The organism is Mesorhizobium sp. M2E.F.Ca.ET.209.01.1.1, assembly GCF_004010375.2.
Lineage (GTDB): Bacteria > Pseudomonadota > Alphaproteobacteria > Rhizobiales > Rhizobiaceae > Mesorhizobium.
Genome location: NZ_SADP02000188.1, coordinates 1 through 444 on the forward strand (window position 1 = coordinate 1; position 444 = coordinate 444).

Annotated in this window: 2 protein-coding genes; one reads left to right on the top strand and one right to left on the bottom strand. The window is 63.5% G+C overall.

Going from position 1 to position 444, the window contains the following annotated elements; all coding sequences use genetic code 11:
• Positions 1-258 (top strand): hypothetical protein (locus EN852_RS35220; protein WP_210238285.1); only part of this gene is annotated, 258 nt, incomplete at its 5' end.
• Here EN852_RS35220 and EN852_RS41195 read toward each other — a convergent pair.
• Positions 243-444 (bottom strand): hypothetical protein (locus tag EN852_RS41195; protein WP_189546359.1); only part of this gene is annotated, 202 nt, incomplete at its 5' end. The two genes, EN852_RS35220 and EN852_RS41195, sit on opposite strands and share 16 nt — an antisense overlap.

Consider the following 444-nt stretch of genomic DNA (forward strand, 5'->3'; position numbering starts at 1 on the left):
GGCGCCAACGATAATTTGGTCCAAGCAACTTGGCCCATGGCATGTCAGGAGCTCACGATGGGCGGAGCGGCCAACCATCCACGCACGCTGAGATATGTCGCGGAGATCACGCGCAAGCTCGCGAAAATGCTCTCGCGAACGCACTACCAGATGCTTGTCTATCTTCTTGAAATGACAGCGGTCGAGGCGGAGAGCCTGGCGGATGCACAGGATCCAAGGCGCGCCCCGCCGACCAAGCAGCCTCAGCCGCGCGACTGACCGTTTGCCGTAAGGCGGTCCAGCATGACCAGGCAGTTCAGCCTGTGCGTCTCTATGGCCCGTGGAGCATCGCATTCGACGATAGCGCGCTCGAACCGGTCGAGCGCGTTGAGCGCGGCAAGCAGATCGCCGGACGGCTTGCCCCGCGAAAACAGGATACGCCGCGCCCTGACGCCGCCAGCCGCG